The 3183-nt window shown below is 66.5% G+C and carries 3 protein-coding genes; all 3 read right to left on the bottom strand.

The annotated features are described in order from the left end of the window. A partial coding sequence (locus FVW27_RS11375; RefSeq protein ID WP_208294751.1) for a hypothetical protein occupies positions 1 to 221 on the bottom strand: 221 nt, incomplete at its 3' end. Positions 222 to 282: 61 nt separating this feature from the next. After that, positions 283 to 564, bottom strand: a complete 282-nt coding sequence (locus FVW27_RS11370; RefSeq protein ID WP_167125220.1) for a hypothetical protein — start codon at positions 562 to 564, stop codon at positions 283 to 285. A 1121-nt stretch (positions 565 to 1685) separates the two neighbouring features. Beyond that, positions 1686 to 3183 (bottom strand): sensor histidine kinase (locus FVW27_RS11365; RefSeq protein WP_167125218.1); only part of this gene is annotated, 1498 nt, incomplete at its 5' end.

The following is a 3183-nucleotide window of genomic DNA, read 5'->3' as shown; positions in this document are numbered from 1 at the left end:
GCCACAAAGCCGTCCACCACGGCCAGCACCTCGCCCCGCGCCGCGGGGCGGGCGTAGCGTACCAGCACGCTGCCGGTGGTGGCGGTGGCGTGCGCTTCCGCCACGCCGTCAACGGCCACGATGCGGGTCACAAGATCATGCGCCCGGTCCTGGGAAAGCGAACCGGGGGCGCAGCGCAGGCGCAGGCGCCCCGGCAGTTCGTGTGCTATGCGATAGTCCATGCGCCTCGTCCGTTGCGGATGTGGTCGGAGAGCAATCCGGTTTCTGTCCGATCAGTCCGGGCTAGGCCTTGGCGGCTTCGGCAGCGGCTTCGGGTGCAGCGGCTTCGGCGGCGTCCTTGCGCTGCTTGTGCACGTGCTCGGCCTCGGCCACGATGTCTTCCATGTGCTCGCGCACGGTTTCCGCGTAGGCAGACGCCTTGTCCTTCAGGTCAAAGCCGTGGCTCAGCAGGTCGGCCATGGCCGGACGGATGTCGAACTTGCCCCGGCCCAGCATCACCGCGCCCAGCGCACCCAGCGCCACGCCACCCACGAAATACAGCCCGTACTTGTAGCTCTCGTTCATTCCCGTCTCCTTGTGATGAGTGCGTCGTCACGCGTCCGGCCACCATGCGGCCAATGCCCGGCAGCCATCCTCGCCAGCCCTGTGCCGCGCGGGAAGCGCCACCCTATTTGATATTGAAAATCGCTGTCAACAATTTACCCCCGACCTGTGCGACCAAAGTCGACCGGAACAGGCGGAAAATGCAGATTTGCCAACGCTAGCACCCGTCACCAAATCGCGACAATATTTTTCCAATTTTGTGCCTGATTATCACGACCAACTTCAACAGGCTGTTCTTTCAGCATAAACAAAAAACGGCGCCCCTCACACATGTGAAGGGCGCCACTATGGGCATCGGCGGGGCAGGTCACGCCGGTCGGTCTGGCAGGGCTGGCCGGTGGGCCGGGTCGATGCGGGCTGTGTCGACTAGTGCTTCACGACCTTGGTGTACATGAAGTACCCAATGATGCCGAGCACGATGACGCCAACGACAATGGAACCGATATCAGCGAAACTCATGGTGCCTCCTCGGGCCTGGCCCGACAGGATCGGCAGGCGGCTTCCGTCGTCCACCGGGTTTGCGCCGTCCCTTCGGAAAAAGGCACGGCGGTACGTTGCTGGGCGCCGCCGGGGCGGCACGTCTTCTGACCACGTGACGAACGAACACCAAACCGCCCCGTCGCACGCGGGTGCGAAACGGGGCGAAAAACGGCCAGGGGGAAAGGCGACTGCGTCCGGGGGCGTAGAGGGCAGGAAGGGGAAAGGCTGACTGGACTTGGCGTGCTCGCATGGCCTGGCCTCCCGCGCGGGTGACGCGCAGAACGGAGATTTCGGCATGCATCGGCAGCATGGCGCTCATTGAGCGTCCGGTCGGTGCAAGAATATGTTCCGCCTGTCAGGCCGTCAAGTCAAGGCGAAACCGGACAAATGAGAAAAAAAGTACATGCACTGACGTAAAAATAGTGCCGCGCGATTCAATTGCAACACATCCGCATCATGCATGACCAGCGAGCACCCGCCATATCTTCGGGAAATCGGCAGTTCGGGGTCCGTCGCCCCGACGCCGGTGCGCCGGACAGGTTGCCACCGGTCCGGCAGCCGGACCGCGCTATTGTCTGGCAGGCCGGTTGTCGGGCGAACCGCTACTCGCCGGTCGGCGTGATGAACACGCCAACCAGCCCCGGCCCACCCGACAATGCGTTGCCGGCACCGGACGCTTCGGCTCCGTAAGGTTCGGCCTCGCTTGCCTCGAAGCGCACCACGAAGCTGGCGCCCGAAAGGCCGGACGCCACCTCCAGTCGCCCGCCAAGCTGGGCCACCAGGCTGCCCACCAGCTGCATGCCCAGCGTTGTGCCCCCGGCGGGATCGAAGCCTTCCGGAAGCCCCACCCCATCGTCGGTGATGCGCACCTCCACCTGCCGCCCCTCGCGCCGGGCGGCTATGGCGATGCGCCCCGCGTCGCGGCCGGGAAAGGCGTGCTTGATGGCGTTGGTGACCAGTTCGTTGAGGATAAGCCCGCAGGGAATGGCCGCCGACACCGGCAGGAACAGCGGCGGCAGGTCCAGCGCCAGGTCCACCTCGGCATCCACCGACGACAGAACCAGCTTGCGCGCCAGCCGTTCCACGTAGTCGGCCACGTTGACGCTGGCCAGGTCGTTGGCGCGGTACAGTTCCTCGTGCGCCAGGGCCATGGAGGCCACGCGGTTGCGGCTTTCGATGAACCGTTCGCGGTCGGCGGCCCCGTCGGCATAGGCCGCCTGCAGGTTCAGCAGGCTGACGATGAGTTGCAGGTTGTTCTTGACCCGGTGGTGCACCTCACGCAGCAGGATTTCCTTTTCGCGCAGCGAGGCCCGTATGCCCTCCTCCGCCGCGCGGCGGGCCGTGACGTCCTCGGCCACCCCGGCCACGCGGTAGACGTTGCCGTCACCGTCGCGCACGGGAAAGGCCCGGGCATGCACCCAGCGCACCCCGCCATCGGGCCGCACGATGCGGAATTCCGCGTCCACCGGGGTGGCCGAAGATGCGATGCCCGCCATGGCGGTTGCCAACGCACTTCTGTCGTCGGGGTGCACGGTGCTCATGCGCGAACCGTCGCCCCGCATGGCCTCCTGCACCGGGCGCCCCCAGACTGTTTCATACGCCGGCGAAAGATACAGCAGCCGGTCGCTGGCCAGGTCGCGCACCCAGAACACCTCGCTGGTGTTCTCCATCAACTGGCGGAAACGTTCCTCGCTTTCCGCCAGAGCCCGTTCGAATTCCCGGCGCTCGGCGATTTCCCGGCGCAGGCGGCGGTTGGCGTCCTCCAGGTCCTCGGTGCGGCGGCGCACCAGGTCTTCCAGCGTTTCGCGGCGGCGCCCCTGTTCGCGCAGCAGTTCGGCCCGCAGCAGGCAGCGCACCAGCGCCCGGTCGAGCACGGCCATGTCCTCGATGGGCTTGATCACGAAATCCCATGCGCCCAGGCGCAAGGCCCGGGCCAGCTCCCGCACCTCGCTGGTGCCGGACACCACGATGACCGGCACGGTGGGGTCCTGCGCCGCTATGCGAGGCAGCACTTCGGCCCCGCCCTTGTCGGGCATGCGCCAGTCCAGCAGCACCGCGTCGGCGCCGCGCTCGTCGAACAGCATCAGCGCGTCCCCGCCG

This window comes from Nitratidesulfovibrio liaohensis (assembly GCF_011682075.1).
GTDB lineage: Bacteria > Desulfobacterota > Desulfovibrionia > Desulfovibrionales > Desulfovibrionaceae > Cupidesulfovibrio > Cupidesulfovibrio liaohensis.
The sequence above is the reverse complement of the archived record's forward strand: the minus strand, read 5'-3'. Positions and strand labels throughout refer to the sequence as shown.